This window comes from Deinococcus sp. (assembly GCF_030523985.1).
Lineage (GTDB): Bacteria > Deinococcota > Deinococci > Deinococcales > Deinococcaceae > Deinococcus.
The window spans coordinates 1-14,149 of the sequence record NZ_JAUNHK010000025.1 but is presented as its reverse complement, the minus strand read 5'-3'; the positions used below and the strand labels follow the sequence as shown (position 1 = coordinate 14,149).

Sequence of the window (14,149 nt, the reverse complement as noted above, 5' to 3'; positions counted from 1 at the left end):
GCCGCCTACGCCTATCAGGTCGTGCAGCGCCCGCCCGAGCCGCCCAAGCCGCCCAAACTCGAACTGTTGGAGCGCCATGGGGTTCCGGTCAAGGTCTACTACTCGGACCTGCAGGTCAAGAGCCTCAAGATGCTGACCCGCACCGCGCAGGTGGTCGAAGAAAACCCGACCAGCTTGGCGCAGGCCGCCCTGAACGTCTGGGCGCAGGGGCCGGGCAAGGAGAACACCGACGCGCTTCCCGTCGTGCCTGCCGGAACCGACGCCCCCCGCGTGTACGTGCGCGGCAAGCACTACTACGTGGACCTTTTGCCCGCCTACACCAAGCTCGGCTACGGCAGTTCAGGCGAGCGGATGCTGCTGTGTACCATCACGCGCACGCTGCTGGAACCGGGCGGCGACGACGTGACGTTCCTCGTGAACGGCAAGATGGCCGAAACCATCGGCCACATCGACCTCACGCGGGCGTTTACCCGGGCCGACTGCGCTGACTGATTGGGGAGGGTAGAGGGTTGAGAGCAGAGAGAAACACTCTGTCACTTCGCCCTTCTCCCTCTACTCTTTTCTCTTTTCCCTTCACACTCCACCCCTCACCATGATTCAGTCCATCACCCTTCAGGGGTTCAAATCCTTTGCCGACCGCACCCGCCTGGAGTTTTCCTTTCCAGGCGGGTCGGGCGGGGTCTGTGCTGTCATCGGCCCCAACGGGTCGGGTAAAAGCAACGTGGTGGAGGCCATCCGCTGGGCCACCCACGGCGCACGGGCGCGGGAACTGCGGGCGGGGCGGGCTTCCGAACTGATTTTTCACGGCTCGGGCGGCAAGGCTCCGCTGGGGCTGGCCGAAGTGCAGCTCGAACTGCTGACCGCCGAGGGCCGAACCAACGTCACCCGCCGCATCTACCGCGACGGCACCGCCGAGCAAGACCTGAACGGGCGCGGCGTGCGGGCCAAGGACATTCAATCGGCGCTGCGCGGCACGGGGCTGGGGCCAGGGGGCCTAGCAGTCATCGGGCAGGGCGAGGTCAGCGGGGTGGTGCAGGCCGAGGGCAAAACCCTACTGGGCTACTTGCAGGAAGCGGCGGGGCTGTCGCGGGCCGTGAGTGCGCGGCAGGACACCGAGGCGCGGCTGAAGGAAGCCGACACCCATCTGGAACGCCTGCGATTGCTGCTGAACGAGCGCGAGGTGGCGACGGCAAAGCTGGCCCGCGCCGCCGAGCAAGCCGCGCTGCACCGTCAGCTTTCCGAGCGGGTGCTGGTGCTGGAGGACGCCCTCAGGCGCGAAAAGCAGGCTGCCCTGCTGCGTGAAATCGCGGCGGCGCAGGCCGAGGCAGCCAGCCTGGAACAGCGTTCGGCGGGGCTGGCCCGCGACGTGACGGTCGCCGCTGCCCGTGTGGAGCAGGCCCGTGAAGCCGCCCAGGACGCCCGCGCCCGCCGCGCCGCCTACGCTGGGGCGCTGGAAACCCTGCAAGCCGCCCGCGCCGCCCATGCCCAGGCCGAGCGGTATCAGCAGCATCTGGCGGGTGAGCGCGAAGGGCTGGAACGCGAACTGGCGAGTCTGCCCCAAACGGCCCCCGCCGAACCCGCGCCCGACCTCGCCCACCTGCAAACCGAAGCCTCGCGCCTGCGTGCGGTGGCCGAGGGGGCCGAGGCCCAGGCTAAACGACTGGACCGCGACCTGACCCGCGCCCGTGAGCAGGCCGCCCGCGCCGCCGAAGCCCAGGCCCGCAGCGAGGCCAGCCAGGGCACACTCCGTGCCGAACTCGAACGCGCCGAGGGTAACCTGGAAACGGCGCAGACCCGCCTGGAAGCCGCCCAGGACGCGCTGAATGCGGCTGCTCAGGCCAGGCAGCAGACCGAGGCCCGCTATCTGACCCAGGCCGCCGAGCGAGAAGCGGCGCAGGCCCGTGCCCAGCACCTTCAGTCCGAACTGGCGCGGCTTTCGGCGGGTTTGGCTCCCCTGCGACGCGAGCGCGAACGGCTGGAAACGGCGCTGAACTCCTACGCCCGCTACGGCGAGGGCGCACGCAACGCGCTGCGGCTCGACCATCCCGGCATCGTGGGGTCGGTGGCGGACGTGCTGACGGTGCCTGCCGAGTACGAAACCGCCATCACCGCCGCGCTGGGGCGCAGGCTGGAGCAGGTGGTGGTGCATTCCGGCGACGATGCCCGCGACATCATTGAGGAACTCAAGCGGGTGGGGGGCCGGGCCACCTTCTTGCCCCTGGACCTCATCCGCGCCCGCCCGCGCCGTGACGCCGCCTTGCTGCGCGAGAGCGGCGTCATCGGCAATCTGGCTGACCTTTGCCCCACCGACCCACCGCTGGTGGGCGAGGCGGTGCTGGCGGATACCGTGCTGGTGGACAGCCTGAATACCGCCAACCGCTTGGCCCGTCAGCACGCCAGCCGTCCCCGTCTGGTCACGCTGGACGGCGAACTGCTGGAAGCGGGCGGTGCGATTACGGGCGGCAGACTGCGTGACAGTGGAAGCGCCGTGCTGAGCGACCAGCGGCGCTTTCAGGAACTGGACGAAGAACTGGAACAGGCCGAGCGGCAGGCGGCGAACTTTCAGAAGCAGTTGGCTGAACTGGGCGACCCCTCTGCAGGCGACTGGCCCGAACTGCTGCGTCAGCGCGACGACACCTTGCGGGCCGAGCGCGAGGCCGAAAAGCGCGTCACCGAACTGTCGGCCCAGGCCCGCAGCCTACGTGCCCACCGCGATGAACTTTTGACCCGTCTGCAACAGGACGCGCCATCGCCCGAGCCACTGCCCACCACCGATGCCGACCCCGCCGAACTGGAAGCCGCGCTTTGGGACGCCCGGCAGCAGGCCGAAGCGGGCCGTGCCGCCGAGCGCGAGGCGCTCGAAGCCTTGGCCCTGGCCCGCGAACTGGACAATGCCTGGAAAACCTACCGCCAGGCCGAGGGCCGCGCCGCCAGCCTGCGCGAACGCCTGCGCGTCAACGCCGAATCTGCCGCTGCCCAGCAAGGCGGACTGGAAGCCGCGCTGACCGAGGTGCGCCGCCGCGAGAGTGCCCTGGGCACGCTGGACGAACACGAATTTCCTCGCGCCGAGGCCGAGCGGGAGGCGGCGGCCCTGGCCTACAGCAACCTGATTGGCGAACAGAACCGCGTGCGGGGCCGTCTGGACGAGTTGCGCCTCCTCATCGCGCGGCGTGAGGGCAGCGTGGAGCCTCTGCCGCCCGCCGAGTGGCCCGCGCCCACGGGCACTCCCCGCGAGTGGACGGCTGAACTGGGCCGCGCCCGCGCCGAACTGGAACGGATTGGCCCCGTCAACGCCCGTGCCGAGGCCGACCACCGCGCCGAACTGGAGGTGCTGGCGGCGCAGCAGGCTGAAGCCGCCGATGCCGAAGCCGCCGCCGCCGAACTCCGCGCCCACCTGAGCGAGTTGGAAGGGGCCGAGCGCGGGGCCACCCGTGAGGCGTTCGAGCGGGTCAATGCCGCGTTCCGCGAGTACAGCGCCGAACTGCTGGGCGGCGTGGGCGAACTGGAACCCGAACAGGACGACGCGGGCCGCCTCACTGGGCTGCGGCTTGCGGTGCAACCCAAAGGCAAGCGCACCCGCTCCATGACGCTGCTCTCGGCAGGCGAGCGCACAATGGCGGGGCTGGGCTTTCTGTTCGCGCTCAACCACGCGGGCGGTGAGGAAGGCATGGGCGGGTTGCCGCTGGCGGTACTGGATGAGGTGGACGCCCCGCTGGACGAGGCCAATATTCGCCGCTTTACCGCCTTTCTAACTCGCTTTGCCGAGCGTGGCACGCAGTTTCTGCTGGTCACCCACCAGAAGGCGACGATGGAAGTGGCGACGGCGCTCTGGGGCGTGACCACCGACCAGACGGGTGCGAGCCGCGTGCTGAGCATCAAGCAGGCGCGGGAATAAACCGATACCCGTCACCGCTACAGCGACTCATTGACAAACCTAAATCTGTCAATATGATGGGGGGCATGAAGCGAGTCCTGATTCTCTGCACCCACAATTCTGCCCGTTCCCAGATGGCCGAGGCCCTGACCCGCGAGGCCGCCCGCCGCGCCGATTTGCCGCTGGACGTTCACTCGGCGGGTACGGAGGCCACCTTCGTCAAGGAAGACGCCAAAACCGTGATGGCGGAACTCGGCCTCGACCTCTCGGCGCACACTTCCAAGACGCTGCACGACGTGCCCGACGCGCAGAACTTCGATTACGTCATCACCGTCTGCGACAGCGCCAACGACGCTTGCCCCCTCTACCCAGGCCAGACCGAGCGCCGCCACTACCCCTTCGTTGACCCCTCGGGCGGCAGCCTGGACAAGTGGCGCGAGGTGCGCGACCAGATGAAGGTGCAGTTTGACGCCTTTGTGGACGCGCTGGCGAAGGGCGAAGCGGCCCCCGCAACCTACGCCGACGCGCCTGCCGTGCGTCATGCCTGAAGCGCGGGCGCTGGGGGCCGAAGCGCTGGGCACGTTCGCCCTGGTGTTTTTCGGCGCGGGGGCGGCGGTGGTGCAGGCCCAGACGGGCGCACTCGGATATCTCGGCGTGGCGGCGGTGTTCGGGCTGGTGGTGACGGCGGTGCTGGCGGCCCTCTCGCCCATCAGCGGGGCGCACATCAACCCTGCCGCGACGGTGGCGCTGTGGGCAGCGGGGCAATTTCCGCGTGGGCAGGTTTTGCCCTACATCGCCGCGCAACTGCTGGGGGCGGTGGTCGCGGCGGCGGCGCTGCTGGCGCTGTTTGGACTGAAGGGCGGGCTGGGCGCCACCTTGCCTGCGGGCAGCGTGATGCAGGCGTTTACGCTGGAAACCATCCTGACCTTTTTCCTGCTGCTGGTGGCGCTGCGCTCTGGTTTGCCTGCCGTGGTGGGCGGCGTGGTGGCGCTGGAAGCCCTGATGGGCGGCCCCATTACGGGCGCGAGCATGAACCCCGCCCGCTCCTTTGGCCCCGCGCTGCTGAGTGGGCAGTGGGAAGCGCACTGGCTCTACTGGCTGGCCCCGCTGCTCGGCGGCGTGCTGGCGGCGCTGGCCTACCGCGCCCTGAGCGACACGCCGCCCACCCGACCGCAGGACGCACAGAAGTTCGTGGCACAGGAGAACGCATGAAAATCGCTGTTTTTGGGGACGTTCACGGCAACCGCTTTGCGCTGGAAGCCGTGCTGAAAGACATGGAAGCACACAAGGTAGACGAATGGGCCAACCTGGGCGACGGGCTGTTCGGCGGCGCTGACCCCGCTGGGGCGTGGGCCTTGCAGCAAGAAATCAAGGCAAAGTATGGCGCCAAGGAAATTCGCGGCAACACCGATGAGCGGCTGGGCGAGAAACTGACGCCTGAGACCGAAAAACGCGCGATGCTGGAGTGGCTGCATTCGGTGTTGCCTGCTGGGGCGGGCGAATATGTGGCGAATCTGCCGACCACGGCGACGCTGGCAGGCGGCAAGGTGCTGGTGGCGCACGGCAGCCCGTCCAGCGCCTGGGAATACCTGCTGCGCGACGGCAAAAGTTGGGCGAGTGACGCGCTGGTGCTGGAGCGCCTGGACGACGTGGGCGAGGCGCGGGTGGTCATCGTGGGACACTCGCACCTGGAACATCTGCGGCAAATCGGCCCGCTGACGGTGGTCAACTGCGGCGCGGTCAGTCGGCAAAAAGACGGCTGCCCCCACGCCCGCTGGGTGCTGCTGGAAGGCGAGGGCGACGTGTGGAACGTGACCTTCAAGCGCGTGGCCTACGACGTGGAAGCCGCCGCTGCCTGGGCCGAGGCCAATGCCTATGCGGGTGAGAAAGAAGCGCGGCAACTCAGAACCGGCAAGGGAGACTGAGGCTCAAATTTTCCACCTGACTACATCAGCCGCCCGGCCTTCCCTGGGCGGCTTCTTTTGATATTGACATCCTTCAATCCGAGGAGCATCTTACATCTATGGATTTCAATCTATCCGCAGAGTTGTTCAAGGCGCTGGCCGACCCCAGCCGCCTGAAGGTGCTGCGTCTGCTGGCTAGGCCGCCCGCCAACGACTGCGCCCAGGCGGGCAGCGTATGCGCCTGTGACCTGGAAACGCACCTGGGCCTCTCGCAGCCCACCGTCAGCCACCACATGAAGTTGCTGGTGCGGGCGGGGCTGGTCACTGCCACCAAGCGCGGCAAATGGACGGACTACGCCCTGAATCCTGACGGCTTTGAGCAGGCCCGCGAGCTGCTGAGCGCCTTGGGGCAACCCGACCCCAACGCCGCCCCCTGCCAGACCGACACCAAAGGAGTTTCGCTATGACCCAGACTGCAACGAAGCCCGCCCAGATTGAAATTTTCGACCCCGCGCTGTGCTGCTCGACGGGCGTGTGTGGCACCGATGTTGACCAGAATCTGGTGACGTTTGCCGCCGACGCTGCTTGGGCCACCGCTCAGGGCGCACACCTGACCCGCCACAATCTGGCGCAGGAGCCGCTGGCGTTTGCTCAGAACGCAGCAGTGGCGCAGATGCTCAAGGTCACGGGCGAATCGGCCTTGCCGCTCGTTTTGCTGGACGGTCAAGTCGCGCTGGCTGGACGCTATCCCACCCGCGAGGAGCTTTCCCGTTGGCTGGGCCTGGCTGGAACGGGCCTGACCGAATTGACGGTGGCCGCGCCTGCCGCTTGCTGCGGCGGTGACACCAACTGCTGCTGACCTGAACCCTGCTTCCTACTGACTGTCTGCCCCGACGGGTAGAGAGGAGTTCCCGTATGCACTTTCTCACCAACCTCCCCCCCTACGTCTTTTTCACGGGCAAAGGCGGCGTGGGCAAAACCTCGCTGTCCTGTGCCACGGCGCTGAAACTCGCCTCGGAAGGCAAAAAAGTCCTGCTGGTCAGTACCGACCCCGCGTCCAATGTGGGGCAGGTGTTCGGGCAGTGCATCGGCAACTGCGTCACCGAAATTGCCGCCGTACCGAACCTCTGGGCGCTGGAAATTGAGCCACAGGCGGCGGCGCAACAGTACCGCGAGCGCATCGTGGGGCCTGTGCGCGGTGTGCTGGGCGACGACATCGTGCGCGGCATCGAGGAGCAGCTTTCGGGAGCCTGCACCACCGAAATCGCCGCCTTTGACGAGTTCACCGCGCTGCTGACCGACCCCACCTTGCTGGAGCAGTTCGACCACATCATTTTCGACACTGCGCCGACGGGCCACACCATCCGCCTGCTGCAACTGCCTGGGTCGTGGAGCAGTTTCATCGACCACAACCCGCAGGGCGCGAGTTGCCTGGGGCCGATGGCGGGGCTGCAAAAGCAGAAGGAACAGTACGCGGGCGCGGTGGCGGCGCTGTCCGACCCGCAGAAGACGCGCTTGGTACTGGTCAGCCGCGCTCAGAAATCGGCGCTGGACGAGGTGAGCCGCACCAGCGACGAACTGGCAGGCGTGGGCCTACGCGGGCAATTTCTGGTCGTCAATGGCGTAATGCCACAGGAAACGGGCGACACGCTGGCGGAAGCCTTGCACGAGCGCGAGCAAAAAGCCTTGGCCCAGTTGCCCGCCAACCTCACCACACTGCCGACGGATAAAGTGGCCCTCAAACCGTTCAACCTGGTCGGACTGGACGCGCTGCGACATTTGCTGGACGAGGGAAACGCTCCTCTGCCCGAAACGGCCCAAACCGAAGCTCAAGACTTGCCTTCCCTCAACGCCCTGATAGACGAACTGGCGCAGGCGGGCAGCGGCCTCATCATGACGATGGGCAAGGGTGGCGTAGGCAAAACGACGGTGGCGGCGGCCTTAGCGGTGGCGTTGGCAGAGCGAGGCCTCCCCGTTCACCTGACCACCTCCGACCCCGCCGCGCACCTGAATGAGACTCTGGCGGGCGAAGTACCGAACCTGACCGTCAGCCGCATTGACCCGCACACCGAAACCGAGAATTACCGCCAGCACGTCCTCAAGACCAAGGGCAAAGACCTGGACGACGCGGGCCGCGCCCTGCTGGAAGAAGACCTGCGCTCGCCCTGCACCGAGGAAATCGCGGTGTTTCAAGCATTTTCGCGGCTGATTCGGGAGTCCAAGCGGCAATTTGTGGTAATGGACACCGCCCCGACGGGCCACACGCTGCTGCTGCTGGACGCGACGGGCGCTTACCACCGCGAAGTGATGCGCCACGCCACCGACGCCGCCAAGTACACCACCCCGCTGATGCAGCTTCAGAACCCCGAGCGCACCAAAGTCATCTTGGTTACGCTGGCGGAAACCACGCCCGTGCTGGAAGCCACCGCCTTGCAAGCCGACCTGAAACGGGCGGGGATTACGCCGTGGGCCTGGGTGGTCAACCAGAGTTTGCTGGCGGCTCAGACGCATTCGCCGTTGCTGCGGCAGCGGGCGGCCCATGAAGCCGAGCAACTGGCGGCGGTGCAGGCCCAAAGTCCACGTTTGGCGGTGATTGGCCTGCAAGCCGAGGAACCCGTGGGGCGCGAGCGGCTGCTGGAGCTAGCAAGCAGGGGATAAACCCTCCTCCGGCCAGCCCAGGTCTGCTCAGGCCGTAGCATGGGGCATATGCACAAAATTCTGCTGTCCACGCTGCTGCTGACCAGCGCCGCGCAAGCCCAGAGCGCCCCCAGTTTCGAGGGCCAGATCATCTATCAGGTGATGCCCGACCGCTTTTTCGACGGCGACAAAACCAACAATGCGGGCGTGGACCGGGGCGACCTGCGGGCCTGGCATGGCGGCGACCTCGCCGGGCTGACGCAGAAACTGCCCTACATCCAGAACCTAGGTGCGACGGCCCTCTGGCTCACGCCGATCTACCAGCAGCAGACCGCCAATTCGTTCGACACAGCGGCCTACCACGGCTACTGGCCCGCCGATTTCCGGCAGGTCGACCCGCATTTCGGTACGCTGGCGACCTTCGACACCTTCATGAAGGCCGCCAAGGATGCGGGCATGAAAGTGGTGCTCGATCAGGTGATCAACCACTACGGCTACGAGGCCCCGACGGTCAAGGCCAATCCGGCATGGTTCAACGGCAAGGCGCAGTGTGACGCCAGCCCGAACAAGGACGTGGACTGTCCCCTCGCGGGCCTGCCTGACCTGCGCCAGAGCGTGCCCGCCGTGCGCCAGCAGCTCCTCGACAATGCCGACTTCTGGCGCTCGCGTGGCGTGGACGGTTTCCGCTACGACGCCATCAAACATGTCGAGCGGCCTTTCCTGCTGGACTTGCTGAAAAAAGACCGCGCTGCCGGAACGTGGACGCTGGGCGAGTGGTACGACGCCGACTCCGGCACCGTGGCGGACTGGCAAAAGCAGGGCTTCGACAGCCTGTTTCTGTTCAGCCTGCAAGCCGCCATGCGCGGCAGCGTGATGGGCAGTTCCAGTCTGGTCAACGTGCGCGAGGTGCTCAGCCGCTCGGGCGAACTGGCCCGCCCCGGCGAGGTGGCGCTGTTTCTCGACAACCACGACGTGCCGCGCTTCGCTCAGGGCAGCCTCTTTGAAGACGAGGGACAGGCCCGCACCAAATACGGCCTGCGGGCGCTGCTGACGCTGCGGGGCGTGCCCGTCCTCTACCAGGGCACCGAAATCGCCATGCGCGGCGGGGCCGACCCCGACAACCGCCGCGACATGCGCTTCGAGTCGCAGTGGTCCCCCGCCGAAAAAGCCGTGTATGACGTGGCCCGCGACGCCATCGCCGTGCGAAAGGCCAGCGCGGCCCTCAGCCGGGGCGTGCAGAAACTGCTGCCCGTGCCTGACCGTCAGGCCGACGACCTGCTGCTGTTCACCCGCGAGGCGAACGGTCAGCGCGTGCTGGTCGCGTGGCACGGTGGGCAGCAGCGCCGCACCTACTCACTCAAGCTGAGTACGCTGGGGCTGAAAGCCGACGCGCAAGACGTAACCAGAACCCTTTTCGCTGGGCAGAACGCCAAAGTCAGCGTCAAGGGAGGCTACCTGCACGTCAGCCTGCCGCCAAAGGATACGGCGGCGTTCGTGCTGAAATAGGACCAACTGACGGAAAAAGCTGGGAAGTTGTTCGTGGAAACGTCAAAACGCCAAAAATAGGGTTGCCGACAACGGCTCTACTCTCTTTCCATCATCCATCAGCGAAGCGAACCCATCATCCATTCCCAAACCCTTATCCCGTGTTCCGCACGCCCGCCGCGATGCCCTGCAAGGTCAGCAGCAGCGGGCGTTCGTATTCGTCCAGGCCGCCCTCGTGCGAGCGTGAGCGGCGCAGCAGCTCCACTTGCAGGCGGTGAATGGGGTCGATGTACGGGTTACGCAGCCCGATGCTCTCGAGCAGGCGCGGCTCGTTCGCCATCAGTTCGCCGCCGACCACGGCTTCTACCGCCACCACGCTGCGGGCATAGGCGTCTTGCAAGTGCCGCGCCAGTTCCGCGCCCGCCCCGTCATCTCCGAGCAAGGTCAAATATTCGGCGAAGACCAGCGGGTCGCTCTTGGCGAGGCTCATCTGGGCGTTGTCCAGCATGGAGCGGAAAAAGGGCCACTCGGCGTACATGCGGGCGGCCAGTTCCGGCCCGATTTCGGCCAGGCCTTCGCCCAGGCCGTACCAGCCGGGCAGGTTGGCGCGGTTTTGCGTCCAGCTCATCACCCAGGGAATGGCGCGGAGGTTGCTCAGGGACGGGGCACCAGGGCGGCGCACCGGGCGCGAGGCGATGTTCAGGCGGCTGATTTCGTGAATGGGCGTGACCCGCTCGTAGAAGGGCAGGAACGCTTCGCCCTGCACCAGTTGACGGTAAGTCCGGGCGCTTGCGTCGGCAGCGCGGGTCATGGCCTCCATGAATTCGGCGGGCGGGTCGCCCACGGGACGGGCGGCAGCGAGCAGCACGCCGTAGAGCGCCTGTTCTAGATTGCGCCGCGCCAGCACGGGGTGGCTGTACTTGTCCGCCAGCGCCTCGCCCTGTTCGGTAATCCGCACGCCCGCGTCAATCGTGCCCGCAGGCTGCCCCAGGATGGCGCGGCTGGCCGGTCCGCCCCCGCGCCCGATGGACGTGCCGCGCCCGTGGAAAAAGCGCCAGCGCACGCCCGCACGCCGGCACACCGCGCTGATGTTGCGCTGCGCCTCGTGCAGTCCCCAGTTGGCCGCCAGAAAGCCCGCGTCCTTGTTGGAGTCGGAGTAGCCAATCATGATTTCCTGCATGTCGTCGCCCAGCACGGCGCGGTATTCGGGCAAAGACAGCAGTTCCCAGACGATTTGCGGCGCACGCTGAAGGTCGTCCAGGGTTTCGAAGAGCGGCACGGGCAGCACCCGGAAACCGACCTCGCGGGCCAGCAGCAGCGGCTCCAGCACGTCGCTGACGCTCTCGGACATGGAGATGACGTAGTGACCGAAGGCACGCGGGCCGACCTCCCGCGCCGCCGCCTGCACCTCGCGGATGGGGCCGATGACCGTTTCCAGTGCCTCCGGGAGTGCCTCGCCCGCAGGCCACAGGGGGCGGCGTGAGCGCAGTTCGCGGGTCAGGAGATCCAGCTTGGCGTGTTCGGGGAGCGCCAGATAATCGGCCTCCACGCCCGCCGCCCGCAGCAGCTGCGCCACCGCCGCGCCCGTCTGTCCCGAGTGTTCGCGGATGTCCAGGCTGACCAGATGTTGCCCGAAGACGCGGGCCGCCGCCAGCAAAGGCATCAGCAGTTGGCGGGCGGTGCGGGCTTGCCCATCGGCCAGCAGACGGGCGTTGAGGGCTTCGAGGCGCGGCAACAACTCTACCCGTTCCCCGTCACGCACCGCGTTGTGCAAAGAGCGCAGTTCGGTGCGGTAGGTGCCCTCGGCGGCGTCCTCTTCTTCCTCCTGGCTGAGGTCGGTGTAGGCCTGCTTGATGGCGCTCAGCAGCAGTTCGCGGGCCTTTTCGCGGTGCAGGGTCAGCGCCTCGTGGGTGGCCTGCGGCGTCACGAAGGGGTTGCCGTCGCGGTCACCCCCCATCCACGACGAAAACCGCAGCGGAACGTGCGCCGCCGTGTCGCGCCCGTACACCTCGCGGAAGGCTCCGGCCAGGTCGCGCTCCAGTTTGGGCAGCGCCTCGGCAATGGTGGAGATGTAGTTGAGGCCGCCCTTGACCTCGTCCAGAACGGTGGGCCGCAAACGCCGCAGCTCGGGCGTGCGCCACAGCGCCTCCACATGGGCCGCCACCCGCTCCTGCGCCGATTCACGCTCCAAGTCGGGCAGTTCGCGGGCGATGTCTTCCAGGTGAGAGCGCACGGTGCGGCGGCGCATCTCGGTGGGGTGGGCGGTGAAGGTGAGTTCCAGTTCCACACGGGACAGCAGCGCCTCGGTTTCTTCGGCGCTGAGACCCTGGGCCTTGAGGTCGCTGAGTGCCTGCGCCAAGCTCTGCGCCCGTACCCCGCTGCGGCTTTGCAGCACCCGCACCCGCTCGTACTCCTCGGCCATGTTGACCAATTGGAAATACCACGTAAAAGCGCGGGCCAGATTGGACGCCTCGTCTTCGCTCAGGCGCGAAAGCAGCGCGTTCAGTTCGGCGGGGTCGCCTCCGGCCCGCACCTCGCGCACCAGGGCGCGGGTCTGCTCCACCAGCTCGAAAAACGCCTCTCCTTCCTGCTCTTTGAGGACCTGACCGAGAATGCGGCCCAGGCGGTTGACATCGTTGTTGAGTGCCATGTTTCTCCCTGTGGGGTCTCAAAGGACCAAGAGGCTAAGGGACTGAGAAAAACCTCGCTGTCCTTAAACGCTTACACCTTCTCCTCTATGAAACGGTAGCGCTCCGCCGCCGTCGCCTTGCCGCCCTCTATCTGGACAATCACGCCGTTGAGTTCGGCGCGGCCCTCGGCAACGCCGTAACGGTGGGGGCGCTCGGTGAGGAAGCGTTGCAGCGGCCCCTCGATCGCCGAGCCGATGATGGAATCGTGCGGCCCGGTAAAGCCCGCGTCGGTCTGGTACGCGGTGCCGCCCTTGAGGATGCGCGTGTCGGCGGTGGGGACGTGGGTGTGCGTGCCGACCACCGCCGCCACCCGCCCCGCCAGATGCCAGCCCATCGCCTGTTTTTCACTGGTCGCCTCGGCGTGAAAGTCCACGAACACGCTGCCGAGGTCGTCGCGTTCCAGCAGTTCGTCCATCGCCCGGAACGGATTCGCCACCGAGTCCATGAACACGCGCCCCAGCAGGTTCACCACCGTCAGCTTTTCGCCGTTCACGTCAAAGGTGCGCCAGCCCACGCCAGGGGTGCCGGGGTCGGCGTAGTTCAGGGGCCGCACGATGGGGTAGGTGTCGTCGCCCATCAGCGGGTAAATGTCCTTGTGGTGCCAGGCGTGGTTGCCCAGCGTCAGGCAGCCCGCGCCCGCTTCGACCGCGTTCTGGGCCGCCTCGCGGTGCATCCCGAAGCCGCCCGCCGAGTTTTCCATGTTGACGATGACGAAATCAAAGTCAGACCGAATCCGGGGCAGATGGTTCTGCAAGACGCGCCGCCCCGGTTGCCCGAACACGTCACCGATGAAAAGCACTCGCATGAGGGCAGTGTAGAGGCTTGGGGGCGACGAAACAGCAAAAAGCCCCAGCATGTGCCGGGGCCTTTTCATCTTGGTTGGCTTTACTTGGCGGCAGCGTAGCGCTTCGCCACTTCGTCCCAGTTCACCACGTTCCAGAAGGCGGCGAGGTAATCGGGGCGCTTGTTCTGGTAGTTGAGGTAGTAGGCGTGCTCCCACACGTCCACACCCAGAATCGGGGTGCCGCTCACGCCTGCCACGGCTTCGCCCATCAGGGGGTTGTCCTGATTGGCGGTGCTGACCACGTCCAGCTTGCCGTCCTTGACGACCAGCCACGCCCAGCCCGAGCCGAAGCGGGTCTTGGCGGCGTCTTCGAACTTCTGCTTGAAGGCGTCGAAGGAACCGAAGGCGCTGCCAATGGCTTCGAGCAGTTCGCCGCTGGGCTGAGCGCCCTGGCCCTGACCCATAACCTGCCAGAACAGGCTGTGGTTGGCGTGCCCGCCCGCGTTGTTACGCAGTGCAGTCTTCTTGTCGGCGGGCACGGCGTCGAGCTTCTGAATCAGTTCTTCGACGGGCAGGTCGGCCCATTCAGTGCCTTCGAGCGCCTTGTTGGCGTTGTCGATGTAGGTCTGGTGGTGCTTGGTGTGGTGAATCTCCATCGTCTTGGCGTCGATGTGGGGTTCCAGAGCGTCGTAAGCGTAGGGCAGGGGGGGAAGGGTATAAGGCATAAGAAGCTCCTCCATGCGGCAAAGTGAAAAGTTGAATGTTGCCGTCTGAC

The 14,149-nt window shown here is 66.7% G+C and carries 12 protein-coding genes; 9 read left to right on the top strand and 3 right to left on the bottom strand.

Annotated features, from left to right (window positions below; genetic code table 11):
- The 9 genes from Q4C89_RS05725 to Q4C89_RS05685 all read left to right on the top strand — a co-directional run.
- Window positions 1–492, top strand: a 492-nt coding sequence (locus tag Q4C89_RS05725) for a GerMN domain-containing protein (protein ID WP_303101645.1), incomplete at its 5' end; no start/stop codon positions are given.
- A 100-nt stretch (window positions 493–592) separates the two neighbouring features.
- Window positions 593–3,895, top strand: coding sequence for a chromosome segregation SMC family protein (locus tag Q4C89_RS05720; RefSeq protein WP_303101644.1), 3,303 nt, complete (start codon window positions 593–595; stop codon window positions 3,893–3,895).
- Between the two features lie 65 nt (window positions 3,896–3,960).
- The gene (locus tag Q4C89_RS05715; protein ID WP_303101643.1) at window positions 3,961–4,422 is read left to right on the top strand and encodes an arsenate reductase ArsC; all 462 of its coding nucleotides are present in this window, start codon (window positions 3,961–3,963) and stop codon (window positions 4,420–4,422) included.
- Window positions 4,415–5,086, top strand: a complete 672-nt coding sequence (locus tag Q4C89_RS05710; protein WP_303101642.1) for an MIP/aquaporin family protein — start codon at window positions 4,415–4,417, stop codon at window positions 5,084–5,086. The genes Q4C89_RS05715 and Q4C89_RS05710 overlap by 8 nt, the downstream gene beginning before the upstream one ends.
- Window positions 5,083–5,799, top strand: coding sequence for a metallophosphoesterase (locus Q4C89_RS05705; protein WP_303101641.1), 717 nt, complete (start codon window positions 5,083–5,085; stop codon window positions 5,797–5,799). The genes Q4C89_RS05710 and Q4C89_RS05705 overlap by 4 nt, the downstream gene beginning before the upstream one ends.
- Window positions 5,800–5,897: 98 nt before the next feature.
- Window positions 5,898–6,245, top strand: coding sequence for a helix-turn-helix transcriptional regulator (locus Q4C89_RS05700; RefSeq protein ID WP_303101640.1), 348 nt, complete (start codon window positions 5,898–5,900; stop codon window positions 6,243–6,245).
- Entirely contained in the window at window positions 6,242–6,637 is a 396-nt protein-coding gene (gene arsD, locus Q4C89_RS05695; protein ID WP_303101639.1) for an arsenite efflux transporter metallochaperone ArsD, read from the top strand. The genes Q4C89_RS05700 and arsD overlap by 4 nt, the downstream gene beginning before the upstream one ends.
- 56 nt (window positions 6,638–6,693) lie before the next feature.
- Window positions 6,694–8,436, top strand: a complete 1,743-nt coding sequence (gene arsA, locus Q4C89_RS05690; RefSeq protein ID WP_303101638.1) for an arsenical pump-driving ATPase — start codon at window positions 6,694–6,696, stop codon at window positions 8,434–8,436.
- Between the two features lie 48 nt (window positions 8,437–8,484).
- Window positions 8,485–9,921 (top strand): alpha-amylase family glycosyl hydrolase, encoded by a 1,437-nt coding sequence (locus tag Q4C89_RS05685; RefSeq protein WP_303101637.1) that lies wholly within the window; start codon window positions 8,485–8,487, stop codon window positions 9,919–9,921.
- A 133-nt stretch (window positions 9,922–10,054) separates the two neighbouring features.
- Here the strand turns inward: Q4C89_RS05685 and Q4C89_RS05680 are convergent, their stop codons facing one another.
- From Q4C89_RS05680 to sodA, 3 genes are all read right to left on the bottom strand, one after another.
- Window positions 10,055–12,550 carry a phosphoenolpyruvate carboxylase gene (locus Q4C89_RS05680; protein ID WP_303101636.1) on the bottom strand — a complete coding sequence of 832 codons (2,496 nt, stop codon included), beginning with the start codon at window positions 12,548–12,550 and terminating at the stop codon, window positions 10,055–10,057.
- A 71-nt stretch (window positions 12,551–12,621) separates the two neighbouring features.
- Window positions 12,622–13,395, bottom strand: a complete 774-nt coding sequence (locus tag Q4C89_RS05675) for a TIGR00282 family metallophosphoesterase (RefSeq protein ID WP_303101635.1) — start codon at window positions 13,393–13,395, stop codon at window positions 12,622–12,624.
- A gap of 80 nt (window positions 13,396–13,475) precedes the next feature.
- Window positions 13,476–14,099 (bottom strand): superoxide dismutase [Mn], encoded by a 624-nt coding sequence (sodA, locus tag Q4C89_RS05670; protein ID WP_303101634.1) that lies wholly within the window; start codon window positions 14,097–14,099, stop codon window positions 13,476–13,478.
- Window positions 14,100–14,149 lie beyond the last annotated feature (50 nt).

Coding starts and splice junctions, on each gene's coding strand:
- arsA (WP_303101638.1), top strand. CDS start 6,694: ATGCACTTTCTCACCAACCTCCCCCCCTACGTCTTTTTCACGGGCAAA.
- Q4C89_RS05685 (WP_303101637.1), top strand. CDS start 8,485: ATGCACAAAATTCTGCTGTCCACGCTGCTGCTGACCAGCGCCGCGCAA.
- arsD (WP_303101639.1), top strand. CDS start 6,242: ATGACCCAGACTGCAACGAAGCCCGCCCAGATTGAAATTTTCGACCCC.
- Q4C89_RS05675 (WP_303101635.1), bottom strand. CDS start 13,395: ATGCGAGTGCTTTTCATCGGTGACGTGTTCGGGCAACCGGGGCGGCGC.
- Q4C89_RS05715 (WP_303101643.1), top strand. CDS start 3,961: ATGAAGCGAGTCCTGATTCTCTGCACCCACAATTCTGCCCGTTCCCAG.
- Q4C89_RS05705 (WP_303101641.1), top strand. CDS start 5,083: ATGAAAATCGCTGTTTTTGGGGACGTTCACGGCAACCGCTTTGCGCTG.
- Q4C89_RS05710 (WP_303101642.1), top strand. CDS start 4,415: ATGCCTGAAGCGCGGGCGCTGGGGGCCGAAGCGCTGGGCACGTTCGCC.
- Q4C89_RS05680 (WP_303101636.1), bottom strand. CDS start 12,550: ATGGCACTCAACAACGATGTCAACCGCCTGGGCCGCATTCTCGGTCAG.
- Q4C89_RS05700 (WP_303101640.1), top strand. CDS start 5,898: ATGGATTTCAATCTATCCGCAGAGTTGTTCAAGGCGCTGGCCGACCCC.
- sodA (WP_303101634.1), bottom strand. CDS start 14,099: ATGCCTTATACCCTTCCCCCCCTGCCCTACGCTTACGACGCTCTGGAA.
- Q4C89_RS05720 (WP_303101644.1), top strand. CDS start 593: ATGATTCAGTCCATCACCCTTCAGGGGTTCAAATCCTTTGCCGACCGC.